The following is a 22,555-nucleotide window of genomic DNA, read 5'->3' as shown; positions in this document are numbered from 1 at the left end:
CAGGAGCGACGACAACAGGATGACCGCCAGCCGCCACATGGCTCGTTGGAGTCAGCGCGCCGGGATCACTTGACGATCTCGTGCAGCTCGATGTCGAACACCAGCATGCCGCCCGGACGGCCACCGCCCGGGTTTTCGCCGTAGGCGAGCTCGGCCGGGATCCAGAAACGGCGCTTCTCGCCCACGCCCATGAGTTGCACGCCCTCGGTCCAGCCCTTGATCACGCCGTTGAGCGGGAACTGGGCGGCCTGGCCGCGGGTCACCGAGCTGTCGAACATTTGGCCATCGGTCGTCCAGCCGGTGTAATCGACCTTCACGGTATCGGTCGCCTTCGGTTTTTCGGCGCCTTCGGGAGCCGGGGTGAGGACCTTCGAAGCAAGGCCGCTGTCGGTTTTTTCCGCATCGTCCGGCACGGCGCCGACGTCCTCAGGCACGGCCGGAGCCGGCGGGGCGGGCTTGAAGGAGATCAGCTCCAGCTCGGCCACGATGTAGCCGCCGGGAAGCTGCTGCTCGGGCAGCCAAGCCTTGCGTTTCTCACCCGGGCTCATGTCGGCGAAGATTTCCTTCATCGCCGGCGGCAGCTTGGAAAGCGGCACGGAGGGTGGCGTCGGTTGCTTGGAGGTGTCGGTGACGGGATTGCCGTCCATGGTGGAGCCCTTGAATTGGAAGGTCACCACGTCGTTCTCGCCGGGCTTGCCCTCGCCGGTCGCCGGCGTGACTTCCTGATAGGCCACGCCGCTGGCGGTCTTCTGCACGTCTTCCGGGACCTTCGGGAGTTCCTTGATGTCGAGGAGTTCGACGTCGAACACCAGCATGCCGCCCGGACGGCCACCGCCCGGATTTTCGCCGTAGGCAAGATCGGCCGGGATCCAGAAGCGGCGCTTCTCGCCCACGGTCATGAGTTGCAGTCCCTCGGTCCAGCCCTTGATCACCTGGTTGAGGGGAAAGCTGGTCGGCTCGCCGCGCTTCACCGAGCTGTCGAAGAGTTTGCCGTCCGTCGTCCAGCCGGAGTAGTGGACGGTCACCACGTCGGTTGCGCTCGGTTTCTTGTCGCCCTTGCCCTCTTGGAGGACCTTGTAGGCGAGACCGGAGTCGGTCTTCTTGGCATCTTCGGGAACGGCGGCGACGTCAGGAGGCGTTTCAGGCATGGTTTCGGCAGGTTTCCCGTCCTCGATCTTGATCGGCGGGGTGGTGGCGGATTCCTCCGCATGCAGGGGTGCGAACGCGGCAGCCAGGGCCGCTGCGGCGGTGAATCTCATCCGTTTGTTCATGGCGGCCGAAGCATCCACGGCCTGCCGCCCCTGTCAATTCACCTCGGATTCCCTTTTCTCCAGCCGACGGTCGATCACGAACGGCCCGAACGGCAGCACCGAGGCCACCATCACCATGGCCGCCGAGCGAAACGGCAGCTTCTTTTCCAGCCACGCGATCCCCACCAGCAGAAGCAGCCCCAGGAACAGCCCGCCATGGACCATCCCCGCCACCCGCACCCATTCGGGTTGGTGGGCGTAGTATTTCATCGGCATCGCCACTCCCAGCAGGAACAGGAAGGAAACGGCCTCGATCCGGCCCACGAGGCGGATTCTTCCGATGGGATCGTGAAGGGATGCATGCGGCATGCCCGCCCCCTCGCCCACAACCACCTCACTGTCAAACGCAGCTGACAAACCGAGCGGTTTTTCATTCTTGTCCCCTATTCCATGGAGCCCGAAGATCTGCGGTTGTCGTATAGACCATCATGAACCTGCACCGCCTCCTCGTTCTCAGCCCCTTGCTGGCCACCTTTGCCCACGGGGCCGGCTTCCAGCTCCAAGAGCGCTCCGCCCGCGGTCTCGGCCGCGCCTACTCGGGGGAGTCCGCGATCGCCGACGATGCCTCGGTGCTCGCCTCGAATCCCGCCGGGATGATCTATCTGCCGGGTGAAACGTCGGTCTCGGTCGGCCTCACGGGCATCTATCCGAATGTCGACGTCGGAGGCTTCTACACCGGCGGCGGCACGGTGGGAACGGTGGCCGAAAACGTGGCCGACGATGCCTACGTTCCCTTCCTCTACCTCAGCCACGACCTCACCGACGACCTGACCATCGGCTTCGGGTCCTACACGTTCTACGGGCTGGCGACCAACTACCCGCTGTCCTTCGCCGCCCGGCCGATGGCCGACCAGAGCAAGCTGAAGACGATCAACTTCAACCCCGCCATCGCCTGGCGGCTCCATCCGAAGGTCTCGATCGGTGCCGGCTTCGACGCCGTCTACGCCGACGGCGCGCTCAATGCCACACTGCCGAACTCCCTGCCGCTGCTCGACCTCGCCGGGGACGACTGGGGCTACGGCTACAACGTCGGCCTGATGTATGAAATCACCGACCGCACGCGGGTGGGCCTCCATTATCGGTCGGAGGTCGATCTGACCCTCGAGGGACGCATCGTTTCCGCCGTGGTGCCCATCTTCAACGGCCCCGGCATCGTCGACCTGACACTGCCCGACACCTTCGAGTTCAGTCTTTACCACGAGTTCAACGACCGCTGGGCGATCCACGGCGACGTGACCTGGACCGGCTGGAGCGACTTCCAGCAACTCCAGCCCATCGTCTTCGGCGCCCCCGCCCAACCGGCCGCCACCCCGGAGAACTGGAACGACGTGTGGCGTTTCTCGCTCGGCACCACCTGGAAGGCGACCGAGCGCCTCACCCTGCGCGCCGGCGTGGCCTACGACGAGTCCCCGGTCGAACCCCAGTTCCGCACCCTGCGCATCCCGGATACCGACCGCCTCTGGCTGAGCGTCGGTGCCAGCTGGTCCTTCAACCCCTGCTGGTCGCTCGATGTTGGCTACACCCACCTTTTCACCCAAACCTCCTACATCAACGAAACCAACGCCGCCGGGAACTTCTTCGGCATGGCCCGCGGCGATACCGACCTGGTCTCCATCGGCGTCAGCGGGAACTTCTGAACCGGTTTCCGGAAACCCAGGCCCTTTCCCGGGCGGAGGCGTGATTTCCATCGCCTCCGCCCGCTTGTTTTCTACAGTCCCCCATGCCTCCGCGGATCAAAAAGGTCTTCAGCGTGCCCATCGGTGAGTTCTTCGAGCGCCATGGCTCCGAGCTTTCCCTGACCCTCGTCAGCGACCGCCACGGCTTCGAGCGCCCGATCGGCGAGCCGGCCCCGAACCGCCCGGGCCTGGCGCTGGCCGGCTTCTTCTCCTATTTCGCCAAAAAGCGCGTCCAGGTCCTCGGCAACTCCGAGATGTCCTACCTCAAAAAGCTCACGCCCCAGATGCGGGCCGAGCGCTTCGGCCGCATGTGCGAGCGCGACATCCCCGCCATCGTCGTCTCCCGCGGCGTGCCGGTGCCCGAAGACCTCCTGGAAATCGCCTCCCGCCACACCATCCCGGTGTTTTCCACCACCCTGGTGACCATGAACTTCATGAACGCCGCCACCCTGAAGTTGGAAGCGGAGTTCGCGCCCACCACCACGCTGCACGGCTGCATGGTCGACATCCGCGGCATCGGCGTCCTCATCATGGGCCGCAGCGGCAGTGGGAAAAGCGAGACCGCCATCGGCCTGCTGGAGCGCGGCGCCGCCCTCGTGGCCGATGACATGGTGCGCGTCCGCTGGGCCAACAGCGAACTCACCGCCAGTGCTCCCGAGCTTTCCCGCGGCTACATCGAAATCCGCGGCATCGGCATCGTCAACGTCGCCAACCTCTTCGGCCTCACCTCGATCCGACCGGAAAAACGGCTCGACCTGGTCATCAACCTCACCCTCCACAGCGACCTCAACGAAGTCGATCGCGTCGGCATCCAGCAGAAAACCTTCGACGTGCTCGGCCAGCCCGTCGCCATGGTGGAAATCCCGGTGGCTCCGGGGCGCGATACCGCCCGCATGGTCGCCATCGCCGCGCTGCACCAGCAGCTCCGCAAGCTGGGCTACAACATGGCCGACGAATTCAACGAGCGCCTCGTCCAGCACATGGCGCGTAATAATCCGCCAACCGGCCTTTGAAAAATCCCTTGGCCAATCTGTTCCGTCGTTCCTAGACTCCCGCCGCCGCAAGGCAACGCACCTGATGGTCCAACGAGCATTCACCATCCAAAACAAGCTGGGCATCCACGCCCGGCCCGCCGCGCAGTTTGTCAAAACCGCGTCCCGCTTCACGTCCGACATCCGCGTGGAAAAGGACGGCGAGGAGGTGGATGGCAAGAGCATCATGGGTCTCATGATGCTCGCCGCCGGCCACGGCTCGGTCATCCAGGTCTTTGCGGAGGGCGATGACGCCGAGTCCGCCATCGAGGCTCTTGCCGACCTCGTCGACCGCAAGTTCGAGGAGGATTAATTCTTCTTTTCCGCCCTCCTTCCCTCCACCAGCATCGCCTTGGTGAAGGACAGGACGAGGCAGGCCCAGGAAACAGAGCGCGTGCTCCAAGGCACCGCCGTCTCCCGCGGCATCGGCATCGCCCCCGTCCACGTCGTCGCCCGCGGATTCTCCGCGCCCGAGGTCTATCCGATCACCGATGTCGAGGCCGAGCAGGCCCGTTTTGAAAACGCCCTCGCCGTCACCCGCGGCCAGCTGTCCGAGCTGCAGAAGCGCATCGAGGCCATCTCCGGCGAGCACGAAAGCCGCATCTTCGAGGCCCACCTCATGATGATCGAGGACAAGGCGATCGTCGACCGGGTCAACGAAGCCATCGCCGAGCGCAAGCAGAACGCCGAGTTCGCGCTCTACGCCGTGGCCCAGAATTTCCTCGAGGCCATGCGCCGCGTGCCGGATCCCTACCTCCGCGAGCGCACCACCGACATCGAGGACGTCTGCCAGCGGGTGCTGCGGAACTTTTCCCATGAGGACCAGCGCGACGGGCATCCCTCTGACAACCACATCCTCGTCGCCTACGACCTGTCGCCCTCGGACACCGCCTCGATGGACCGCCGCCACCTCCACGGCTTCGCCACGGAAATGGGCAGCGTCAATTCCCACACCGCCATCCTCGCCCGTTCGCTCGGCATCCCCGCCATCGTCGGGCTCCAGGGCGCGGTGCTCGAAGTCCGCGCGCTCACCCCGGCGATCATCGACGGCTACACCGGCAAGCTGATCCTCAACCCGACGCCCGAGACCTTCGCCCGCTACGAGCGGGTCCGGACGGAAAAAGAGCGCGTCCGCCACAAGCTCGAGGCCCAGCGCAACGACGAGGCGGTCACCACCGACGGCCGCCGGATCACGCTTTCCGCCAACATCGAGCTGGTCAAGGAACTGCCCTTCGTGAAGCACAGCGGCGCCCGCGGCGTCGGCCTCTACCGCACCGAGTTCCTGCTGCTGGAAGGCGAACAAATCCCCGGCGAGGACTTCCAGGCCCGCACCTACACCCAGCTCGCCCGGGCGCTGGCACCGGATCCGGTGATCATCCGCACCCTCGACTCCGGGGGCGACAAGCTGCCCGTCGAGCCCCTGCTCGAGCCCGAGCCGAACCCCTTCCTCGGCTGGCGCGGCATCCGCGTCTCGCTCGACCGCCCCGCCATGTTCAAGGAGCAGCTGCGCGCCATCCTCCGCGCCAGCGCCCACGGCAAGGTCGCCGTCATGTTCCCGCTCGTCTCCGGCATCATGGAAGTCCGCCGCGCCAAGGACCTGGTGAAGGAGGCCATGGACGAGCTCGCGGCCAAAAACATCCCCTTCGATGAAAACATCGACATCGGCGTGATGATCGAGCTGCCCTCGGCCGCCATCATCGCCGACCTGCTCGCGCCGGAGGTCGACTTCTTTTCCATCGGCACCAACGACCTGATCCAATACACCGTCGCCGCCGACCGCGTGAACTACCGCGTGGCCGACCTCTACCGGCCCACCCACCCGGCGGTGATCCGGCTGATCAAGCGCACCATCGATGCCGCCATCCAGAACGGCATCTGGACCGGCGTCTGCGGGGAAATGGCCGGCGACGTCCGCCTCACCCCCCTGCTCCTCGGCCTCGGCGTCGAGGAACTCTCGGTCGGCCCCCATCAGGTCCCTCGCGTCCGCCACGCCATCCGCGCGCTGTCCCACGCCGAATGCGCCGCCATGGCCGACGAGGCCCTGCGCACACCTTTGAGCAAGGACACGCTCGAACTCACCACCGAACTCGCCACGAAATACTACCGCGACCTGATCGACTGATCGTCAGCCGATCATCTTCGGCGGGATGGAAAAGAGCAGCCTTGCCCTCCGTCCCTGGGGGACCACCTCCAAGCCCACCAGCGAGCCCTTTTTCACCTCCACGCTGCCGGCCGGCGCCCCGAGCAGCCATTCCGCCAGGCCGGAGAAATCCGGCTCGTGGCCGACGATCATCACCCGCCCGAACTCCGAGAAGCCCCGTAGTTCGCGGAGCGCCGTTTCCGGATCCATCCCACAGTCGAGCCAGGGTTGAAACATCGGCTCCGGCAACCCGGCCTCGTCGCAGAAATGCTCCGCCGTCTCCTTCGCGCGGATCCGCGGGCTGGAAAGCACCACCTCCGGCAGCCGGTCGACTCCCGCCAGCAGCTTCGCCGCCCGCCGCGCCTGGCGGATGCCCTTTTCCTCCAGCCGTCGGTCGAAATCCCCGCCCGGCCGGTGGTCCTCCGCCTTGCCATGTCGCAGCAGAATCAGCTCCATGCCCGCAGCTTAGTGCATGGTCATGCCGCCATCCACCGCGATCACCTGGCCGGTGATGTAACGCGCGCCCGGACCAGCGAGGAACACGACGAGGTTCGTCACGTCCTCGACCGAGCCGAAACTGCCGAGAGGGATCTTCGCCTGGATCTCGGACTTCACGTTTTCCGGCAGCGCGTCGGTCATGTCGGTGGCGATGAAGCCCGGCGCGATCGCGTTGCAGGTCACCGCGCGGCCGGCCAGCTCGCGGGCCACCGACTTGCTGAAGCCGATCAGGCCCGCCTTGCTCGCCGCGTAGTTCGCCTGGCCGGCGTTACCCATCAGGCCGATGACCGACGCGATGTTGATGATCCGCCCGCCGTCCGATTTCATGATCGGCCGCATGAAGGCCTTCACCGTGTTGAAGGCGCCCTTCAGGTTGGTGTCGAGGACCGTCATCCAGTCCTCCTCCTTCATCCGCATCAGCAGCCCGTCACGGGTCACGCCGGCGTTGTTGACCAGGATATCGACGGTGCCGAAGTCGGAAACGATCTGCTTGCCGAGCGCGGCCACCGCCTCGTGGTCGGCCACGTCCACCGCGTAGGCCTTCGCCATTTCGGGAAACTCGGCGTTGATCGCTTCGGCGGTCGCCCCGCAGCTGCTCGCGCTGCGGCTCACCACCGCCACCTTCGCGCCGCGCGCGGCGAGCGCCTTGGCGATCGATCCGCCGATGCCCCGACCGCCACCGGTCACCACTGCGACTTTGCCTTCAAAGGATTGCATGCCCCGGAGGCTGCGCATCCGCGATGGGGATGCAACGGGAAACTGCAACCCCGACCTTCGGAGACCAAAATCCGGCCGGATGAAACATTTCCGCCACATACGGCCCGAAATCCGCCATAAGAACCGGTTCGTCGAATATTTTTGCAAAGGCGCTCCGGAATAGGCATGGGAAATCCCTCCGCGGCGGAATAGTTCACGCTTTGATGCTCGAAAAGCCCTGCATGAACGTCCGCTTCACCGCTCTTCTCGCGGCGGCGGCGCTTGCCCTCCTCCCCGGCCTTCACGCCCAGCAGCATGGCTTGACCGCCCGCCCCACCGCCGGCCCCTTCCTTGATGGAACGTTCCCTGAGGCACCGCCCGCCATTCCGACCGACTATTCGGCGGTCCCCGCTTTTCCAAACCTGACCTTCCTGAACCCCGTCGGGCTCACCGCCATCCCCGGGACCAACCAACTGCTTGTCTGGGAACGCGAGGGACGCATCTGGTCGTTCGAGAACGATCCAGAGACGACCACCAAGACCCTGGTGGTTGATCTTTCCGCCCACACCCAGGGCTGGGACGATTCCGGCATGCTGGCCGTGGCTCCCCACCCGGACTTCCAGAACAACCGGCAGATCTTCGTCTACTACAACTGGCGTGGCGGCATCGCCGGCGGCGCGGGCGACCTCGGCCCGGTGATCGGCGATGCCAACACCCGCCCGCCCACCGCCACGCCCACCCGTGACCGGCTCTCGCGCTTCACGCTCGACGCCGCCTACCAGGCCGATGCCGCGGGTGAATACGTGGTCATCGACCAACAGGACGGCACCGTCTGGCACAACGGCGGCGGCATGTTTTTTCATCCGGACAACGGCTTCCTCTATCTTACCAACGGCGACGACGCCAATCCGGGCCGCAACGGCCAGGTGATCGATACCGGCCTGTTCTCCGGCGTGCTGCGAATCGATGTCGACAGGCGCGGCGGGGACATCAGCCACGCGCCGACCAAGCGGGCGATCGGGGAAATCAGTCCGGAATGGCCACGCTACTACATCCCGAATGACAATCCTTTCGTCGGCCAGCCGGACGCCCTCGGCGAGTTCTTCGCCATCGGCTTGCGCAGCCCGCACCGCATGACCGTGGACGCGATCACCGGCCGGATTTTCATCGGCGATGTCGGTGCCGAATCGCGCGAGGAGATCAGCGTCATCGAGCCGAGCGACCCGCCCGGGCTGAACTTCCAATGGCCGCGGATCGAGGGCGACACCGGCAATCTCACGCCACCCTATCCCGGCGTGAACAAGCGGCCGATCATCGACTACCCCCACGGCACCGGCGACGGAAGCTGCGTGATCGGCGGCTACGTTTACCGCGGCAGCCGTTTTCCGGAGCTGTTCGGAAAATACATCTTCGGAGATAACATGAGCGGCTACGTCTGGTATCTCGACGAGAGCGTTTCCCCGGCGCAGAAGGTCCGGCTGGCGATCCTTCCCGACGGCCCCGGACCGAACTCCGGCAACGATTACCGCGGTCTCGGCTCGTTCGGCACCGATGCCGACGGCGAACTCTACCTCTGCCAGCTGAGCAGCACGGAAGGTCGCATCTACAAGCTCGAACGAGGTGCCACCGAGCCCGGCGAACCGCTGCCGGCCACGCTCGGAGCCACCGGCATCTTCGACGACCTCGTCACGCTGGAGCCGGGCGATCCGTTCATCCCTTACGAAATCAACGCGCCCTTCTGGTCGGACGGAGCCGAGAAAAGACGCTTCGCGATGATCCCGGCGGGCACCACCGTCGGCTTTCATGCGGACGGCAAGTGGGACTTCCCGGTCGGCAGTGTGTTCGTGAAGCACTTCGAGCTGCCGGTCGATGAAACGGACCCGTCCGTCACCCGTCGGCTCGAAACCCGCGTGCTGGTCGTGAAGCCCGATGGCGACGTCTATGGCGCCACCTACAAATGGCGGGCCGACCAGACCGATGCCGACCTGCTCGACGGCTCGCTTTCCGAAAGCGTGACCATCGCCACCGGGGAGTGGGGCCCGTTGGTCGCCGGGGACATCGGAACTCCGGCGCTCACCGGCTCGACCAGCCGCTCCGGGAACCTCGTCACGGTCCACGCCGGGGGCACCGACATCTGGAATGCCAGCGACCAGTTCCACTTCGCCCACCAGACCCGCACCGGCGATTTCGACGAGGCGGTGAGGGTGGAGAGCGTCGTGCAGGCTGATCTTTACACCAAAACCGGGCTGATGGTCCGCGACTCGCTGTCCCCCAACGCGCGCCATGTCATGGCCCTCGTCTTCCCCAGCAATGCGGAGCGGAACAACAACGTGGGCGGCTACGAATTCCAATACCGCGCCACGACCGGCGGCAACGCGGCCGCGATCTATCCCCCGCAGCCGCAGCCGACCGTTTCCTATCCGAACACCTGGCTGCGGATGAAGCGTGAGGGGGACACCTTCATCGCCTACTCGGGGAGCGATGGCTTCACGTGGACGGAATACGCGCGGGTCACGCTCGACCTCCCGGACTCGGTTGAGTTCGGACTTGCCGTCACCGCCCACACGGCTGCCGCGGAAACGATCGCCCGCTTCGAGATCGGGACCAGGAGGCAGCCTTGGTACTATCCCAGCCGTAGCGATTGCCTCACCTGCCACAACCCACAGGCAGGCGGATCACTGGGGCTCAGCACACGCCAGTTCAACCGCGAAATGACCTACCCGAACGGCGTGACCGATCATCAGCTCCTCGCCTGGGGGCACGTCGGGCTTTTCGACGCCGCCCCCGGCGAAGGCGACCTCCCCACGCTGGCCAAGCTCCACGATCACGACGACTCCGCGGCTTCGCTGCAGGAGCGGGCGCGTTCCTACTTCGATGCGAACTGCTCCTACTGCCACCGCCCGGACGGCGTCCAGGCGTTCTGGGATGCCCGCTACGATGCGGCATTCGCCGAGCAGGGCATTTACTACGGGGTATTGGTGAATGAACTCGGCGATACCGACAACCGGGTGGTCGTTCCGGCCGACCTGGATCACTCCGTGCTTTTCCGGCGGGTCAATACCAACGGTGAACTGCGCATGCCCCCGCTGGCGCGGAACCAGATCGACGAAGAAGGCGTGGCCATGCTTGCCGAGTGGATCAGCGGGTTGCCGGAGGAAACGGTGGCCGCACCGGTGGGGCTCGCCGCCACCCCGACCTCCAACAGCTCGGTCACCCTCGGCTGGAGTGACCAGTCCGACAACGAGGTCGGCTTCGTGGTCGAGCGTTCGGTCGAGGGCGGAGCCTTCGGCATCGTGGGCTACGCCGGTGAGGGCGAGGAGAGCTTCATCGACAGCGCCGCAGCTCCTTTTCAAAACAACACCTATCGCGTGAAAGCCTACGGGACCTACGTGCAGTCGGCGCCCTCGGATGAGGTCACCGTGGTGCCCAACGTCGGCACCCCCGCGCCCGAGATCCAGCTGGTGGGCGATGGCACCGAGATCTTCCATGCCGACCTGACGCCCGACCTCGCGGACGGCACGGATTTCGGCGTGGTCACCGTGGAAAGCGGGCCCGCCACCCACACCTTCACCATCCACAATCTCGGCAACCTGCCCCTTCAGCTGCCCGCGCTGGTCACCATCACCGGCCCCGGCGCGGCCTCGTTTTCCGTCGCCACGCCGCCGGCGGGCTCGATCGCCGGCAGCTCGCAGTCGGTGTTCGCGATCCGCTTCGATCCCCGGGAGCAGGCGCGCCAGGATGCGATGGTGGTCATCGAAACCAACGACCCGGACGAGCCGCTCTTCACTTTCTCCATCACCGGAACCGCCCTCGACGTGGGCCTGATCGCCTGGTGGCGCATGGATGAGGGTTCCGGGGAGGAAGTGGGCGACGTCACCGGTGCCGGCCATGCCGGCTCTTTCACCGCTCCCGAGCCGGTGTGGAATCCGGTCGGCTACCTCGGTGGCGCCCTGACTTTTTCCGGCGAGCAGGGCCAGAGCGTGCGTGTCGAGCCGGGTGCCGCCCTGAACCCGTCTTCCGCCCTCTCGATCACCGCCTGGGGCATGCCGGTCGATTGGTACGGCAACCGCCGTATTTTGCAGAAAAGCAACAACGACACCCAATACCGCCTGCTCGCGGAGGGCGGAAACCTCGTTTTCGACATCGCCGATGTCGGCCGCCTCGAGGCCCCGCTGCCGACTCCCGGCATGTGGCACCATTTCGCCGCCACCTACGATGGCGCGGCGATGATGCTCTATGTGGATGGACTGCCGGTGGCCAGCGCCGAAGCCAGCGGCAGCATCCCGGCGGGCAATGATCCGCTCTACATCGGCACCAAGACCCCGGACTCGGTGGCCGGCGACCACTGGTCGGGCGACCTCGACGACGTCCGCCTCTACGGCGTGGCGCTCGGCGGCGCGAAGATCGCGGAAATGGCGGGCGCCGACCTGGGCACCGGCCTCGTCGGACACTGGCGGCTCGACCAGACGTCCGGAACGAACGTTCCCGACTCGTCGGGGCTCGCCAACCACGGCACCCTGACCAGCCCCCATCCGCAATGGATCGCCGACGGTCGCCTCGGCGGGGCGCTGGCCTTCGACCATTCGATCGGGCAATCGGTAACCGTGCCGTCCGCCGACCCGCTCAATCCTGTCTCCGCGGTCACCGTGGCAGCGTGGGTTCGGGCGAACCACTGGATCGACAACGGCCGCATCCTTCAAAAAGGCAGCTCCGACAATCAATACCGCTTCCACGCCGAAGACGGAGTGTTCGTCTGGCAGCTCGCCGGCATCGGCCGCCTTGAGACCCCGCTGCCGCCCGCCAACCAGTGGGTCCACGCCGCCGCCACCTACGATGGATCCCGTATGTCGATCTGGTTCGATGGCGTGGAGGTCGCCACCGCCGCCGCCAGCGGCCCGCTGGCAACCAGCACCGACCCGCTCTATCTCGGCACGAAAATCCCGAACAACTCCGGCAAGAACACGCTCGATGGCGCGCTCGACGACGTCCGCCTGTACGCTCGGGCCCTGACTTCCACGGAGATCGGAACGCTTGCCACCCAGGGCAGCTCATTGTCCGTCACCGCCACCGACGCCCCTGCCCGGCGGGGGACCGGTGACACCGGTCGGTTCACCATCACCCGCACCGGTCCCACCACCCAGGCGCTGTCGATCCCCCTCGCCTTCGGCGAAACGGGAGACGCCGCGCTTCAGGGAATCGACTTCATCTCCTCGCCGCATCCCTCGAGTTTCATCCTCCCCGCGGGCTCGGCCAGCGGCACGGTGCTGATCACGCCGGTGGATTCCGAAACGCCGACCGGGACCCGCATGGTCACGCTGATCCTCGACGAGGTGGACGGCTACGTGGCCGAACCCGCCTCCGCCACCATCGCGCTCGAAGACTCACCCGTGAACCAGTGGAAGATCGATGCCTTCGGCAGCCTCGCCGCCGCTCAGACTGCCGGGGCCGGCGACAGCGCCGATGTGGATGGCGACGGCATCGAGACCCTCATGGAGGCGGCCCTCGGAACCGATCCGCTCACGCCGGATGCCGGCGCCCTGCCGGTTCCGCGGATCGAGGAAATCGACGGCAAGACCTATCTCACCTCGGCCTACCGTCGCCCGCGGCCGGCCCTGGCGGGCCTCAGCTACTGGCACCAGACGGGCTCCGCGCTCGGCACCGACTGGCAGCCGGCCATGATGCTGCCCGGCTATCCGCTGGACCATGGCGACGGCACCGAGACGGTCATTTTCGCCTCGCCGATACCGGTCTCAGACGCGCCGCGGCAGTTCCTGCGGCTGCGTGTCACCCGGCCCTGATTCCGCTTGGCGTCCGTCGGACCCCCGCTAGGGTTCGCCGCATGTCGTCCCCGAAACTGTTCGCACCCGGCCCCATCGACGTCTCGCCTGAAACTTACGCGGCGATGACCCGCACGATGATCGGCCACCGTGGCAAGGACTTCGAAGAGCTCTATGCCTCCCTGCAGCCCGGTCTGAAGGAAATCTTCGGCACCACCCGCCCGGTCTTCCTTTCCACCTCCTCCGCCTGGGGCGTGATGGAGGGCGCGCTGCGCAACCTGGTCCGCGAAAAGGTCCTCTGCCTCTGCTGCGGCGCCTTTTCCGACAAGTGGTTCAGCGTCGCCAAGAGCATGGGCTACGCCGCCGACAAGGTGCAGGTCGAGTGGGGCGAGGCGATCGATCCCGAAGCCGTCCGCGCCAAGCTTGAGGAAGGCGGCTTCGACACCGTGACCTTCATCCACTCCGAGACCTCGACCGGCGTGCTCAACGACCTGCCCGCCATCGCCAAGGTGGTGAAGTCGTTTCCCGACGTGATGTTCATCGTCGATACCGTCTCGTCGCTCTCGACCGTGCCGGTCGACTTCGATGCCAACCAGGTCGATGTCATGATCGCCGGCGTCCAGAAGGCGCTCGCGCTGCCGCCCGGTCTGGCGGTTTTCGCCGTGTCCGAGGACGCGATGAAGCGCGCCGAGACGATCCCGAACCGCGGCTACTACTTCGACTTCGTCGAGTTCGCGAAGAACGCGGAAAAGAACAACACGCCCTCCACGCCGGCCATCGCCACGCTGTTCGGGCTGCAATACATCCTCAGCAAGATCGCCGACGAGGGCTTCGAGAACCGCATCGCCCGCCATGCGAAGACCAACGCCATGGTTCACGAATGGGGTGCCAAGCACGGCTTCGAGATCTTCGCGCAGGAAGGCTACCGGTCGCAGGCGCTGACCTGCTTCAAGACGCCGGAAAACTTCGACCAGTCCGCCTTCATCAAGACGCTCAAGGACAAGCACGGCTTCCTGATCAACGGCGGCTACGGCAAGATCAAGGGCCTCACTTTCCGCATCTCCAACATGGGCAACGAGACCGTGGCCACCATGCAGGAACTCATCGATGCCATGGACGATGTCCTCGGCTGAGCCGGTGTTTCCCAACGATCTCCGCAGCGCCGTCCGGCTCCACGCCCGGGCGGCGCTTTCTTTTTTCCGGGAAATCACCGGTGCGCGCACCTTTTTGCAGGAATCCCGGCGGTCGCTTCGTAGGGTGCTCGATCATGAAACCGCTTCCGTTCGTCACCGTCCTGGCCGCCCTGGCCACCACCGCTTTCGCCGCCGATCCGAACACGCTCACTCCCGAGGAAAAGAAAGAGGGCTTCAAGCTGCTCTTCGACGGCAAGTCGCTCGACGGCTGGCACACCTACAAGGAGGACAAGCCCCGTTCGCAGTGGAAGGTGGAGGATGGCGCCATCACCCTGACCGAAGGCGGCGGCGGCGACCTGACCTCCGACAAGATGTTCGGCGACTTCGATTTCCGCTGCGAGTGGAAGATCGTCCACGGCGGCAACTCCGGCATCATCTGGCACGCCACCGAGGAGCACGCCTACCCGTGGGTCAGCGGCCCGGAGTACCAGATCCTCGATTCCTTCCCCAGCGACGACCACAAGTATCCGCACGAAATCGAGGCCAAGAACCTCGCCGGCGGCCTCTACGCGCTGAAGACGGCGAAGCCGGAATGGTCCAAGCCCGCCGGCGAATGGAACGAGGCCCGCATCGTCATCAAGGGCACGCAGATCACTCTTTACCTGAACGGCACCGTGACCGCCGACGTCGATTCGACCAGCGACGAGTTCAAGGAGATGCTGTCAAAGTCGAAGTTCAACGGCTGGGAGTTCTTCAACAAGGCCAAGAAGGGCCACATCGCCCTGCAGGACCACGGCGACAGGGTCTCCTTCCGCACCCTCCGGCTGAAGAAGCTCTGAGCTCCGTGTGAAACTCCGGTTCCCCCACCGCTGCCTGGCGGCGGCCGTCGGTCTGGCGGCCGCGCGCGGCGCCACCGAGGTCTACCTGCGCTCGCCGGCGATCCGCGGGGAAACGGCGGTCTTCACCGCGGAGGGCGACTTGTGGAAGGTCCCGGTCGCGGGCGGCACGGCGCGGCGCCTGACCACTCATCCCGCCGATGAAACCTCGGCCGCGATCTCGCCGGACGGGAAATGGATCGCTTTTTCCGCCGCCTACGAGGGCCCGACCGAGGTCTACGCCATGCCCGCGGATGGCGGCCTGCCCCAGCGCCTGACCTGGGATGGCGAAGGCTCGCGTCCGGTCGGGTGGACACCCGATGGCCGCGTGCTCTGCGCCACCCATGCCCACTCCACGCTGCCGAACGTGCAGCTGGTGGCGATCGATCCCGCCAGCGGCGCGTCCTCGCTGGTGCCTCTGGCACAAGCCGCCGAGGGCACCTACGACCCGACCGGAAAGGTGCTGTATTTCACCCGCCTCTCGCCGCAGAGCAGCAGCACCAAGCGCTACCAAGGGGGCACCGCCCAGAACCTGTGGCGCTACGAAGACGGGGCCGAAGAAGCCGAACCGCTGACCGGCGACTACCGCGGCACCTCGAAGAACCCGATGTTCGGCGACGGGCGCGTCTTTTTCCTCTCGGACCGCGGGGGCTCGATGAACCTGTGGTCGATGCCCACCGGCGGCGGCGAGCCGGTGGCGATCACGAACCACCACGACTTCGACATCCGCACCGCCAGCCTCGATGCCGGCCGCATCGTCTATCAATGGGCCGGCCAACTGCGGCTTCACGACCTCGCGCGTGGGAGCGATGAGGTCATCCCGATCACCATCGAGTCCGACTTCGACCAGACCCGCGAGCGCTGGATCGACAAGCCCTTCGACTACCTCACCCGCTCCAGCCTGTCGCCCGACGGCACCCGGCTGGCGCTCACCGCCCGTGGCAGCGTGTTCGTCGCTCCGGTGAAACCCGGCGGGCGGCTGGTGGAGATCGCTCCGCCCGCCGGCGCCCGCTATCGGCAGGCGACCTTCCTGCCGGGCAGCGATTCGCTCGTCGCGCAGACCGATGAAACCGGCGAGATCGAGATGGTCAGACTGCCCGCCAACGGCGTCGGCACGCCCGAGCTGCTGACCGATGACGGCACCATTTTCCGTCACGCGCCGATTCCCTCGCCGGACGGAAAACAGATCGCGTGGGAGGACAAGAACCTCGACCTCTGGGTGCGCGAGCTGGACGGCGGGCGGCAGGTCAAGGTCAGCACCGCTCCGATGTGGGGCTTCCAGGAAATCTCGTGGTCGCCCGACGGCCGCTGGTTGGCCTTCGTCGAGCCGGCGGAGAACACCTTCCACCGCATCCGCCTCTTCGACACCCGCGATGGCACGGTGACCGATGCCACCAGCGACCGCGTCCGCAGCTTTTCCCCGGCCTGGTCGGCGGATGGGAAATGGCTGTATTTCCTCAGCGATCGCACCCTGCAGACGCTCGTCGGCTCGCCGTGGGGCCCGCGCCAGCCCGAGCCGTTTTTCACCGAGAGCACCCGCATCTACGCCCTCGCGCTCCAGCCGGGCTTGAGGTTTCCTTTCACGCCGCCCGACGAGCTGCATCCCGAGGAGCCGGGAAAAGACGAGCCCGCCGAGGAGGGCGAGGCTCATCCCGATGAGCCGGTGGTGGAGATCGAGAAGGACGGGCTGCAAGGCCGGCTCTACGAGGTCCCGGACGTGTCCGGAAACCTGTCGCAGCTCGCGGCCACCCGGGAGTTCCTGTTTTACCGCTCCGAAGTCCCCGGCAAGGGCCCGAAGCCCGAGCTGATCCGGCTCAAGATCGGCTCGACGAAACCCGAGCCCGAAGTCTTCGCCACCGACCCGAAGGACTGGGAGCTGTCGCTCGACGGAAAATCCGTCGCCCTGCGGATGGGCGATCGTTTCCACGTCGTGCCCGCCGATGGCAAGGCCCCGGCCGAGCTGGAGGACGCGGTGCCTCTGGACCGCTGGAAGTTCGCCATCGATCCGCGCACCGAGTGGCGGCAGATCTACCTCGAGTCGTGGCGGATGCTGCGCGATTACTTCTACGATCCCGCCATGCACGGCACCGACTGGACCGCGGTGCGGGATCGCTACCTGCCCCTGATCGACCGTGTGGCCGACCGCGCCGACCTGGGCGAGATCATGCAGGAAATGGCCGGCGAGCTGAGCGCGCTGCACACCGTGATCCGCTTCGGCGACCTCCGCCACGGACCCGATGACATCCAGCCCTCGTCGCTCGGCGCGCGCTTTTCCCGCGATGCGGCCACCGGCGGCTGGCGGATCGAGCACGTCTATGCCAGCGACCCCGACTATCCGGGCGAAACCGCCCCCCTCGCCCGCCCCGGCATCGACGCGCATGAAGGCGAGGTCATCGTTGCCATCAACGGCCGCGAACTGAAGGGCATCGACCACCCCGAGCACCTGCTCGCGACCAAGGCCGGCCAGAAGGTTCTGTTGGAAATCGTTTCCCCTACGGGCACCAGCCGTCAGGTGCTGGTCGAGCCGCTCGCCCCGCACGAAGCCGAGAATCTGCGCTACTCCGAGTGGGAACTCACCCGCCGCGAGCAGGTCGAGGAGTCCGCCGACCAGCGCATCGGCTACGTCCACCTGCGGAACATGGGGCCGGGCAGCATCCTCGAATGGGCGCGCGCCTTCTATCCGGTGTTCCAGCGCCAGGGCCTGATCATCGACATGCGGCACAACCGCGGCGGCAACACCGATTCGTGGATCCTCAGCCGCCTGCTGCGGAAACCGTGGTTCTACTGGTCGCCGCGCGCCGGCCAGCCGTACTCGAACATGCAGTTCGCCTTCAACGGCCACCTCGCCGTGCTGTGCAACGAGTGGACCGCCAGCGATGGCGAGGCCTTCAGCGAGGGCGTCCGCCGGCTGGGACTCGGGAAAATCATCGGCACCCGCACCTGGGGCGGCCAAATTTGGCTCAGCGCCCGGCCGTGGCTGGTCGACAACGGCATGTGCACCGCCGCCGAGTTCGGCGTCTACAGCCCCGAAGGCGAGTGGCTGATCGAGGGCACCGGCGTCGAGCCGGACATCACCGTCGACAACCTCCCGCACCAGACCTTCCTCGGCCGCGACGCGCAGCTCGAGGCCGCGGTGAAACACCTGCTCGGCCGCATCGCCGAGGACCCCCGGCCGGTCCCGCCGCCGCCCCCGCGGCCCGACAAGTCGCGGAGGTGAAACTTCCGGCTCAGCCGGCGTTCATCAGCTCCTCGATCTCCTCGGCCTCGATCGGGATGTCGGCCATCAGGTCGCGGTTGCCCTCGACCCCGATCAGCACGTCGTTTTCCAAACGGATGCCCAGGCCCTCCTCGCGGATGTAAATGCCGGGCTCGATCGTGAACACCATGCCCTCGGCGAAGGGCTCGTGCGGCGGGGACACGTCGTGGACGTCCAGCCCGAGGTGGTGCGAAGTACCATGCATGAAGTACTTCCGCACCAGCGGCTTGTCCGCCGGCTGCTCGCGGGCCTCCTTGGCGCCGATCAGGCCCAGGTTCACCAGCTCGGCCTCCATCAGTTCCATCACCTGCTTCTGGTACTCGATCGGCGTGTTGCCCGGCCGCAGGATCTCATTGGCCCCGCGGAACACGCGCAGCACGGCATCGTAGACTTCCCGCTGGCGCGGGGAAAAGCGGCCGTTGACCGGCACCGAGCGGGTCAGGTCGGAGTTCCAGCCGCCATACTCGGCCGCCACGTCCATCAGCACCACGTCGCCGTCCTGGCAGACCTTGTCGTTGGATAGGTAGTGCAGCACGCAGGCGTTCTTGCCGGTGCCGACGATCGGGGTGTAGGCGAAGCCCCGCGATCCGCGCCGCACGAACTCGTGCAGCAGCTCGGCCTCGATCTCCCACTCGCCGACGCCCGGCTTGATGAAGCCCAGCAGCCGCCGGAACCCGGCCCCGGTGATGTCGCAGGCCTTCTGGATGAACTTGATTTCCTCCGCGTCCTTGGTGATGCGCAGGCGGTGCATCAGCGGGGCCAGCCGCTCGTAGCGGTGCAGCGGGTAGCGCGCTTGGCAGCGCTTGATGAAGCGGTCGTTGGCCGTTTCCACCACCACGTCGGCCCGCAGGTGCTCATTGGTCGTCAGGTAGATGTGGTCCACCTGCGGCACCAGCCGGTGCAGCCAGCCATCGAAGGAGGACGTCCACTCGACCCGCTCGATCCCGGTCGCGGCCTTGGCCTCGTCCTTGGTCAACTTTTCCCCGTCCCAGATGGCGATGTGCTCGCTGGTCTCCTTGACGAAAAGAATCTCCCGCTCCCGCGGCTCCACGGCGTCGGGCATCAGGACGAGCACCGATTCCTCCTGGTCTACGCCGGTCAGGTAAAAGAGGTCGGCATTTTGGCGCAGCGGCAGCGTGCCGTCCGCATTGGTCGGCAGGATGTCGTTGGCCAGCACGATGACGATGCTGTTCGGCTTGAGGAGGGCCCGGAGTTTCTCTCGATTTCGAACGAAGAGCTGGGGATCGATGGGGTCGTAACGCATGGTGGTTTTTGGAAGGCTTCAGCCGCCGCGCCAGTTCAGCTTCTGGCGCAGCGCACCGTAGAAGGACCGGCCCTCGAGACGGACGAGGTTCAGCGAGCGCGCGTCCTTGCGGATCTTCACCCGGTCGAGCGCACCGATCTCGTCGCAGTCCCGCCCGTCCACAGTGAAGAGCAGCGCGCCCTCCTCCAGGCCGTCGGGGGCCAGCTCGATCTCGGTCGTGTCGTCGATCACCAGCGAGCGTTGGCTGAGCGTGTGCGGGCAGATCGGCGTGATCACGAACACGTCCGCCGCCGGGCTGATCAGCGGGCCGCCGGCGGAAAGCGAGTAGGCCGTGGACCCCGTCGGCGTGGCCACGATCAGGCCGTCGGCCCGGTAGCGGTTGAGCAGGTCGCCATCGACCGTGGCCTTCATCGAGACCAGTCGGCCGGTCTGGCCGCGGGCGAGCACCGCCTCGTTGAGCGCCAGGTATTCCTTCGTGCGGCCGTCGCTCCGGACCACCGTGGCCGCCAGCATGGTTCGCTTGCTGACGTGGAAACTGCCGTTCTTCAGAGCTTCGGCGAACTCCTCCAGCTCGTCATCGGTGCAGCTGGTCAGAAAACCCAGCGTGCCGATGTTCACCCCCGCCATCGGCGTTTCGGTGCCACCGAGCGTGGCCACCGCGTGAAGCATCGTGCCATCGCCGCCCAGCACGACCACCAGGTCGGAGGCCTGCGCCAGCTCGGGCCCGGGCAGCCCCTCCCCTCCGACCAGTGCCGCGGTTTCCCGGTCCACCTGGGATTCGATCCCCCGCTGGCCCAGCGCGCCGACGAGCCGTCCATAGGCCCGGACCGCTCCGGGTTTGTTGGGATTGGCGATGATGCCGACCTTCATCCCCTCCGGTCTAACCGCCATTCCCCCCCTCCGCAACGCGCTTTCCGCGGCATGGAGGGGCAAAAGCGGTGATTACTCGACGAAAGGGTCTTCACCCTCCTCAACCACCGCGGGCGGCTGGGCGAACTGCCGGAGCTTCGATCGAATGCCCTCCTCAAGCTCCGAGACCTCGATCCCCCTCCTGCCGAGCTCGTCGAGCATCTGGCGCAGGCCTTCGCCGGATGCCATCGGATCGGAAGACGACCACCCCCAGAAAACCACGGCCATCTCATGGAGGTCCGGATCTCGAAAGGGGTCGTTCGCATCGAATGCACCTCCATTTTTCTCGATCTGATCCTCAACTCGACGGGTGATGGCATCGACCGCGTCCTGCCCATCGAGCTTTCCCCATCGCTCGTAGATCAGGGACCCCACGAGATCGAAGCCCATCAGCGGAAGTTTCCATGAATCGGGGCGACGATAGAATCGAATCAAGGCCTTCAGCTCATTGACGCTCAGGTCGTCCACGATTTCCCTTGCCTCCTCCATGGCCGCCATCTGCTCGTCGCTCTTGAACCCCAGGGGTGAATCCATGAACGCGGCCCGAGTTTCCAGCTCCTGCACGGTCTTCCGCAATTTCGGGCTCAGGTCACGGATGGGCCTCCATTCGCCTTCTTGATCGCCCTCGCCCCGAAGATGATTCATGTCGAATGATGATGCTCCCCGGCCCCGATCCCTGCCGGCATCGATGGCTTCGGAGCGGTCCTTGGCGCTGCGGACGCCGGTGTAGCTCTTGACCGCGAGGAAACACGCCAACGCGGCTAAGAAGACCCCGGCAAGGAATGCCCGATGGTGCTTTGAGATGGATTCCGGACTCACGGTTCAATCGCTTTTATACTGCCATTCCACGTCGATCACCCGCTCCGTCGAGTCATAGAAATACCAGCACCAGCAGAGTGAAACGAAGCCGTCCGGCCCCCAATACCGCTCCACGAGCGCGACCCTTTTTCCCGTCCGCACCTCCACCCCGGCCAGCTTCCGGGCGATGAAATCGTTCGGATACGCCCTCCAGCCCTGGCCGGGGCGCGCGGCGGAAAAATCGGGCTCAACCGGCTTCCATTTCCGCTGGACCTCCTGCCGAGAGGTGCCGGGCGGATACATTTCACGAAGTCCCGCGGTCCGGCGCGCCGCATGCGTTTCATAGGAGGCGCAACCTGCCGCCAGCCAGCAGATCAACAGAAGCACGGATGCGAGGTTCATTTTTGTGAGACGTCAGAATGGGCGGAAGAAGGGTAATGAGGCACATGGGTCCCGAATGCCATATGACAGGAACTTCCGACGGGACTCGCGAAAAACGTCAAAGGACCCCTGACCGGACCGGGGCTTTGACTGTGGATTGAGGCTGAAGCGTTCATGACGCCTGGAACTCGCGGCGAGTCAGGGGTTCGGCGCTACGGCTTGTTCTGCAATTCTTTTTCTTGTCTCTGGCGGGTCTCGATCAAGGAAGCGCTGAATCGAAGAGAGAGCTTCATCGTAGGTCTTTCGTCGAATCAGGTGCTTCTCCAGCTTCAGATTCAGGGCTTCGCGCATGTCGTGCTCATCCAAATGGCACCAATCCCAGACCATCATATCGTAGTTCAGCCACCCCGCAGTGCTCCAAGCAAGCCGTCGCATCTCATCGATCTCGTCGCCGGTGAAACCCCGTCGAGCCAATTCCGCATATACGGCGTCGTAACCCTCCGGATTGTGGTCGGTATCAATTACTTCTTCGCAGACCACGCTCCAGCATGATGCGCCATCGAGCTTCCATGGGCTCGGCTTGGCCGTCCCGGTCTCGAATCGCTTCCTGGCCTCTGTCAGGCGACCATCGCGAATGACGCCCCGAATAAACCAGCGTGTGACAGTGGGAAGCATCTTATTTCAGCAGATTGAGGTAGGGACGCCGGTCATCCGGCGCCCCCCTCGCAGATCCCGGCGTGCGGAATTGCCGCACCTGGCTCCTCGGATGGACGCGCTTCGATTCCGCGACGCCGTTGGCTTCTGTTTCTGA

At 65.8% G+C, this 22,555-nt stretch carries 17 protein-coding genes; 8 read left to right on the top strand and 9 right to left on the bottom strand.

The features are described from left to right. Nucleotides 1–65 precede the first annotated feature (65 nt). Both ABXH26_RS07155 and ABXH26_RS07150 read right to left on the bottom strand, forming a co-directional pair. Nucleotides 66–1,271, bottom strand: a complete 1,206-nt coding sequence (locus ABXH26_RS07155; RefSeq protein WP_353566364.1) for an FKBP-type peptidyl-prolyl cis-trans isomerase — start codon at nucleotides 1,269–1,271, stop codon at nucleotides 66–68. 33 nt (nucleotides 1,272–1,304) lie between these two features. Further along, on the bottom strand, nucleotides 1,305–1,619 hold the full coding sequence (locus ABXH26_RS07150; RefSeq protein ID WP_353566363.1) for a DUF3817 domain-containing protein: 315 nt from the start codon (nucleotides 1,617–1,619) through the stop codon (nucleotides 1,305–1,307). A 119-nt stretch (nucleotides 1,620–1,738) separates the two neighbouring features. On the opposite strand from ABXH26_RS07150, the gene ABXH26_RS07145 reads away from it, so the two are divergent. The 4 genes from ABXH26_RS07145 (at nucleotide 1,739) to ptsP (ending at nucleotide 6,139) form a co-directional block, all read left to right on the top strand. Beyond that, complete coding sequence (locus ABXH26_RS07145; RefSeq protein ID WP_353566362.1) at nucleotides 1,739–2,947, top strand: OmpP1/FadL family transporter; 1,209 nt, start codon at nucleotides 1,739–1,741, stop codon at nucleotides 2,945–2,947. Between the two features lie 83 nt (nucleotides 2,948–3,030). Further along, a complete protein-coding gene (gene hprK / locus ABXH26_RS07140; protein ID WP_353566361.1) occupies nucleotides 3,031–3,999 on the top strand; it encodes an HPr(Ser) kinase/phosphatase in 969 nt (322 codons plus the stop codon). Nucleotides 4,000–4,063: 64 nt separating this feature from the next. Continuing rightward, nucleotides 4,064–4,330 (top strand): HPr family phosphocarrier protein, encoded by a 267-nt coding sequence (locus tag ABXH26_RS07135; RefSeq protein WP_353566360.1) that lies wholly within the window; start codon nucleotides 4,064–4,066, stop codon nucleotides 4,328–4,330. Between the two features lie 42 nt (nucleotides 4,331–4,372). Further along, nucleotides 4,373–6,139 (top strand): phosphoenolpyruvate--protein phosphotransferase, encoded by a 1,767-nt coding sequence (ptsP, locus tag ABXH26_RS07130; RefSeq protein WP_353566359.1) that lies wholly within the window; start codon nucleotides 4,373–4,375, stop codon nucleotides 6,137–6,139. Nucleotides 6,140–6,142: 3 nt separating this feature from the next. Here ptsP and ABXH26_RS07125 read toward each other — a convergent pair whose 3' ends face one another. Both ABXH26_RS07125 and fabG read right to left on the bottom strand, forming a co-directional pair. Next, a complete protein-coding gene (locus ABXH26_RS07125) occupies nucleotides 6,143–6,613 on the bottom strand; it encodes a SixA phosphatase family protein (protein WP_353566358.1) in 471 nt (156 codons plus the stop codon). Nucleotides 6,614–6,622: 9 nt separating this feature from the next. Continuing rightward, the gene (fabG, locus tag ABXH26_RS07120; RefSeq protein WP_353566357.1) at nucleotides 6,623–7,372 is read right to left on the bottom strand and encodes a 3-oxoacyl-[acyl-carrier-protein] reductase; all 750 of its coding nucleotides are present in this window, start codon (nucleotides 7,370–7,372) and stop codon (nucleotides 6,623–6,625) included. Between the two features lie 203 nt (nucleotides 7,373–7,575). On the opposite strand from fabG, the gene ABXH26_RS07115 reads away from it, so the two are divergent. The 4 genes from ABXH26_RS07115 to ABXH26_RS07100 all read left to right on the top strand — a co-directional run bounded on the left by ABXH26_RS07115 (nucleotide 7,576) and on the right by ABXH26_RS07100 (nucleotide 18,353). Then, entirely contained in the window at nucleotides 7,576–13,149 is a 5,574-nt protein-coding gene (locus tag ABXH26_RS07115; RefSeq protein ID WP_353566356.1) for a LamG-like jellyroll fold domain-containing protein, read from the top strand. Between the two features lie 41 nt (nucleotides 13,150–13,190). Then, nucleotides 13,191–14,261 (top strand): pyridoxal-phosphate-dependent aminotransferase family protein, encoded by a 1,071-nt coding sequence (locus ABXH26_RS07110; protein ID WP_353566355.1) that lies wholly within the window; start codon nucleotides 13,191–13,193, stop codon nucleotides 14,259–14,261. Between the two features lie 134 nt (nucleotides 14,262–14,395). Continuing rightward, complete coding sequence (locus ABXH26_RS07105) at nucleotides 14,396–15,100, top strand: 3-keto-disaccharide hydrolase (RefSeq protein WP_353566354.1); 705 nt, start codon at nucleotides 14,396–14,398, stop codon at nucleotides 15,098–15,100. 7 nt (nucleotides 15,101–15,107) lie between these two features. Further along, entirely contained in the window at nucleotides 15,108–18,353 is a 3,246-nt protein-coding gene (locus ABXH26_RS07100; RefSeq protein WP_353566353.1) for a S41 family peptidase, read from the top strand. A gap of 10 nt (nucleotides 18,354–18,363) precedes the next feature. Here ABXH26_RS07100 and ABXH26_RS07095 read toward each other — a convergent pair whose 3' ends face one another. The 5 genes from ABXH26_RS07095 to ABXH26_RS07075 form a co-directional block, all read right to left on the bottom strand. Then, nucleotides 18,364–19,656: an aminopeptidase P N-terminal domain-containing protein gene (locus ABXH26_RS07095; protein WP_353566352.1), complete on the bottom strand. Its 1,293-nt coding sequence runs from the start codon at nucleotides 19,654–19,656 to the stop codon at nucleotides 18,364–18,366. Nucleotides 19,657–19,674: 18 nt separating this feature from the next. Next, complete coding sequence (locus tag ABXH26_RS07090) at nucleotides 19,675–20,526, bottom strand: NAD(+)/NADH kinase (RefSeq protein ID WP_353566351.1); 852 nt, start codon at nucleotides 20,524–20,526, stop codon at nucleotides 19,675–19,677. 72 nt (nucleotides 20,527–20,598) lie between these two features. Beyond that, nucleotides 20,599–21,099 (bottom strand): hypothetical protein, encoded by a 501-nt coding sequence (locus ABXH26_RS07085; RefSeq protein WP_353566350.1) that lies wholly within the window; start codon nucleotides 21,097–21,099, stop codon nucleotides 20,599–20,601. Nucleotides 21,100–21,387: 288 nt separating this feature from the next. Continuing rightward, nucleotides 21,388–21,765, bottom strand: coding sequence for a hypothetical protein (locus ABXH26_RS07080; RefSeq protein ID WP_353566349.1), 378 nt, complete (start codon nucleotides 21,763–21,765; stop codon nucleotides 21,388–21,390). Nucleotides 21,766–21,942: 177 nt separating this feature from the next. Beyond that, the gene (locus ABXH26_RS07075) at nucleotides 21,943–22,419 is read right to left on the bottom strand and encodes a hypothetical protein (protein WP_353566348.1); all 477 of its coding nucleotides are present in this window, start codon (nucleotides 22,417–22,419) and stop codon (nucleotides 21,943–21,945) included. Between the last annotated feature and the right edge of the window lie 136 nt (nucleotides 22,420–22,555).

Origin of the sequence: Haloferula sargassicola (assembly GCF_040362925.1) — a bacterium.
Lineage (GTDB): Bacteria > Verrucomicrobiota > Verrucomicrobiia > Verrucomicrobiales > Akkermansiaceae > Haloferula > Haloferula sargassicola.
This window is presented reverse-complemented; position numbering and strand designations above follow the sequence as displayed.

Bases quoted from the DNA above. Each gene is read 5' to 3' on its own strand.
- ABXH26_RS07145 (WP_353566362.1), top strand. From the start codon at position 1,739: ATGAACCTGCACCGCCTCCTCGTTCTCAGCCCCTTGCTGGCCACCTTT.
- ABXH26_RS07080 (WP_353566349.1), bottom strand. From the start codon at position 21,765: ATGAACCTCGCATCCGTGCTTCTGTTGATCTGCTGGCTGGCGGCAGGT.
- ABXH26_RS07135 (WP_353566360.1), top strand. From the start codon at position 4,064: ATGGTCCAACGAGCATTCACCATCCAAAACAAGCTGGGCATCCACGCC.
- ABXH26_RS07150 (WP_353566363.1), bottom strand. From the start codon at position 1,619: ATGCCGCATGCATCCCTTCACGATCCCATCGGAAGAATCCGCCTCGTG.
- ABXH26_RS07155 (WP_353566364.1), bottom strand. From the start codon at position 1,271: ATGAACAAACGGATGAGATTCACCGCCGCAGCGGCCCTGGCTGCCGCG.
- ABXH26_RS07110 (WP_353566355.1), top strand. From the start codon at position 13,191: ATGTCGTCCCCGAAACTGTTCGCACCCGGCCCCATCGACGTCTCGCCT.
- ABXH26_RS07075 (WP_353566348.1), bottom strand. From the start codon at position 22,419: ATGCTTCCCACTGTCACACGCTGGTTTATTCGGGGCGTCATTCGCGAT.
- ABXH26_RS07115 (WP_353566356.1), top strand. From the start codon at position 7,576: ATGCTCGAAAAGCCCTGCATGAACGTCCGCTTCACCGCTCTTCTCGCG.
- fabG (WP_353566357.1), bottom strand. From the start codon at position 7,372: ATGCAATCCTTTGAAGGCAAAGTCGCAGTGGTGACCGGTGGCGGTCGG.
- ABXH26_RS07125 (WP_353566358.1), bottom strand. From the start codon at position 6,613: ATGGAGCTGATTCTGCTGCGACATGGCAAGGCGGAGGACCACCGGCCG.
- ABXH26_RS07090 (WP_353566351.1), bottom strand. From the start codon at position 20,526: ATGAAGGTCGGCATCATCGCCAATCCCAACAAACCCGGAGCGGTCCGG.
- ABXH26_RS07085 (WP_353566350.1), bottom strand. From the start codon at position 21,099: ATGGATTCACCCCTGGGGTTCAAGAGCGACGAGCAGATGGCGGCCATG.
- ABXH26_RS07105 (WP_353566354.1), top strand. From the start codon at position 14,396: ATGAAACCGCTTCCGTTCGTCACCGTCCTGGCCGCCCTGGCCACCACC.
- ABXH26_RS07095 (WP_353566352.1), bottom strand. From the start codon at position 19,656: ATGCGTTACGACCCCATCGATCCCCAGCTCTTCGTTCGAAATCGAGAG.
- hprK (WP_353566361.1), top strand. From the start codon at position 3,031: ATGCCTCCGCGGATCAAAAAGGTCTTCAGCGTGCCCATCGGTGAGTTC.